Here is a 3,326-nt window from a genome sequence, read left to right on the forward strand (position 1 = left end):
ACCTGGTCGACATCGGCGTGCTGCCTCGAGCCACCATCGAAGAGGCCGTGGCACGTCAACACGATCATTACCGGTCTGACGACCAGACGGAGCAGCCGCTATGAAGCGTCCGTTCATCCTTTCGGTCATGGCCACCGGCCTGAGCCTGTGTTCATCGCTTAGCCAGGCGCAGATTCTGCCGCTGCCGTTGACCGGGCCCGCGTATGCCATCGCCAACGAAGCCTACGCCGCGTACAACCGCAAGGATTACGACCTGGCCATCGCCAAGGCTCGTGAAGCGTTGCGCCAGCGTGACGATGCCGACCAGTTGCGCAAACTGATTGCACTGGCCGAGCGTGACAAAGACCGCCGCGATCATCCGCAACGTTATCCCGCCGCACGGCCCAAGCCTGGTTATCTTGAAGGCAATCAGGCCCTGCGCGCCTACGCGAGCCGCGATTATCCGCGCTCTGCCGAGCATGCCCGCAAGGCGATTGCCCAGGCACCGAACAACCTCGATTACCACATGATGTTGATTGAGGCGCTGCAACGTCAGCAGCGTCTGGAAGAAGCGCAAGCGGCTATCGACGCCGCGGTTCAGGCCGTCGGGCCGCAACCGGCGCTGAGCCGACGACAGCAGGCGATTCAGGAACAGATCGCAGTGAACACCGCGGCCAGAGGTTATGCAGCGCTGGCGCGTGGCGATAACGAAACCGCCGTGAGCGAGGCGCGGGATGCGGTGCGCCGCTTCCCGCAGCAGATGGCCTATCGAAAGCTGCTGGTCAGCGCACTGATTGCCCAGCGGCAATACGCCGAAGCGCGATCGGCAGCCACCGAAGCGCTGGCGCTCAATGGCAACGACGCCACCCTACTGGTTCAGCGCGGGCAGATGCGCCAGCGTCTGGGAGACACATCCGGGGCCCGTCAGGATTTCGCGCAGGCGCTGGCCGTCGGCAACCTGCCGTTACGAGAACAAGCCTCACTTCACGCAGCGCTGGGACAACCGACTGAAGCCTTGCGGCGCATGCAGCAAGCCCGTGACGCAGGGGAACTCAAGCAAGGTGATGAAGTACAGCTTGCCTACTTGCTCAGTCAGGCTGGCGATGATCGCGGCGCGCTGAACGAATTCAAGCGCGTTGACCGGCAGATCGGGCTCAAACCCGGCGAAGTTCAGGACGCCGCCTACAGCGCCATGCGCACTCCGGACGATGCGCAGGCCATCGCCTATTTCCGCCGCGTGCTGGACTACCAACGGACCGGCGATTTGCGCATGTCCGATCAGCAAGTGTTCGACACCCGCCGGGCCGTATCGGATCTGTCCCGCGAATGGGGCGTGACCAACACCACCACTTACCGTGGAGCCAGCACGTCCAGTGGCCTTAACGGCGCGCCGAACAGCAACAGTGACAGCGTGCAGAACAGCACCGAGGTGTTCTGGCGGCCGTTCGGCTACCGCAATGCACGCTTCGTCGAACTCTATGGTCGGGTGACCGACACACTATGGAGCAAGGAAAGCAGCGCGGACACCGGCGCGGATGCACTGCAGGGCGCGCTCGGGATCAGGGTCAAGCCGTTCAGCAGCGTCAACGTGATCGGCGCGCTGGAGCGCACCTTTGCGCTGGGCAGTTCCAACGTCGATGGCGACTGGCTGGTGCGCCTGGGTTACGGGTCCAGCATCGGCACCGACCTGCGCGTCGACGTGCCCAGTTGGTGGACCTCACAGCTGTACCTGGAAGGCGGCCGCTACCTGCAGGACAAGCGCAATTACTTCAACAGTGAATGGCAGGTCGGACGCAGCTTCCGTCTGGACAGTATCAGCCCGAGGCTGGTGGTCTTTCCGCACGTGGTCGCTGCCGTGGATTACGACTCGAAAATGCGTAGCGAAGTCGATGCGTTGGGCCGCAGCCGCACCTCCTCCGACAATGCCGGTGGTCTGGGTGTCGGTACGGGCGTGCGTTACTGGTTCCGCGAGGACAACTACAAGGCACCGCAGTCCTATGTCGACTTCTCCGTGCAGTATCGCGAGAAGGTCTTTGGCGATGACCGCGCCCAAGGCGTGTTCGCTCGCATGACGTTCTCATGGTGACCGCACTGGCGGAAAACGAATTGAGGGCCGATGCTTGAAGGGTCTGACTTCGCGCTGGCAGGGAAAGCCCTTGATCAAGACCTCGCTCGTGGCGCTGCTGATCGGTGTGCTGGGTATTGCCACCAGTGAACTTCGCCAACTGTTGCAGCCCGCCCCCCCTCAGGTGGCGGGTATCGTCTGGCAACCGGATAACGCGACGGTAGACATCAGCGGCCATTGGGACCGGCTCGGTGCCCGCGAGTTACTGGTGCAGTGGACGGTGGTGGATAACCTGGCCTTCATTCCCGGTACCACGCTGCCCACCGTGCCCGTGCTTCCAGACTGGGCACGCATCGCCAAAGAGCCTTGGGCCCAAGACGTCATTCTTGGTCTGGCCGGGCACTTCAGCGAAAACCTGTCACGGGACAACATCGAGCAACTGGCGACACTCTCGGCGCAACTGGCCAGGGTCAAGACGCCGCTCAATATTACGGGTTGGTATTTTCCAGCCGAAGTCGATCCCAGCTGGACCCGCGCCAGGGAGCTGCCCGCGTTGTTGGCCAAGCTGCCCAGACCGTTGTGGATCAGTGTCTACGACGGCGCGAACATCGGCCCTGCCGCAACCGCCGACTGGCTGAAAACCTGGCTGCCGGATGACATCGGCGTGTTCTTTCAGGACGGCGTCGGTGTCTATGCCCGCACCGCACCGGTCGCACGCACCTACGCCGATGCCCTGCGCGCACGGCTGGGCAAGGATCGTGTCAGGATCATCGTTGAAGCTTTCCGACCGCAAGTGGGGGGCGGCTTTCGTTCGGCAACGCTTGCCGAATTGAAACCGCAGCTGGCCGCTTATGACGGTTACCCGCTGTACCTGTTCGACGGCCCGCACTACGTGACGCCCGCGCTGGTGAAAGCACTGCAGAAATAGTCCGCCGCCTTTCGCACCCTGACCAAACGCCGCCCCAAGCCAGCCAACCCGCGCTCGTGCATGGAGATGGTTTTTATTCGGTCAGTAACGTTTGTCTGATGGAAGACTCTGTCGCTCCGTGCATGATCGGGTTGCCTCCACCGGTGCCTTATCCATTCAACAATCGCTCGGCCAAGGCATCGGCTATTCGCGCCGGTGAACGCTTTTCCGCCTGCGAGTGGGCGAACACTTCCGTCAGGCGCATGCCGATCCGTGACAGATGCCGATCGATCGTGCTCTGCTCTTCGCCGCGGTGTTTGAGCGCCACGTAAATGAGCCCGCCCGAGTTGATGACGTAATCGGGCGCATAAAGAA

At 62.5% G+C, this 3,326-nt stretch carries 2 protein-coding genes and 1 pseudogene; 2 read left to right on the top strand and 1 reads right to left on the bottom strand.

The window, feature by feature from the left end; all coding sequences use genetic code 11:
• The first annotated feature begins 100 nt into the window (after positions 1–100).
• Both BZK31_RS28545 and BZK31_RS28550 read left to right on the top strand, forming a co-directional pair.
• Complete coding sequence (locus BZK31_RS28545; protein ID WP_083186477.1) at positions 101–2,065, top strand: bacteriophage N4 adsorption protein A; 1,965 nt, start codon at positions 101–103, stop codon at positions 2,063–2,065.
• A 34-nt stretch (positions 2,066–2,099) separates the two neighbouring features.
• Positions 2,100–2,972: an alpha-amylase family protein gene (locus tag BZK31_RS28550; RefSeq protein ID WP_102136535.1), complete on the top strand. Its 873-nt coding sequence runs from the start codon at positions 2,100–2,102 to the stop codon at positions 2,970–2,972.
• A 148-nt stretch (positions 2,973–3,120) separates the two neighbouring features.
• On the opposite strand, the pseudogene BZK31_RS28555 reads toward BZK31_RS28550, so the two are convergent.
• A pseudogene (locus tag BZK31_RS28555) lies at positions 3,121–3,326 on the bottom strand (amino acid dehydrogenase); the annotation flags it as partial.

The organism is Pseudomonas floridensis (genome assembly GCF_002087235.1).
GTDB classification, from domain to species: domain Bacteria; phylum Pseudomonadota; class Gammaproteobacteria; order Pseudomonadales; family Pseudomonadaceae; genus Aquipseudomonas; species Aquipseudomonas floridensis.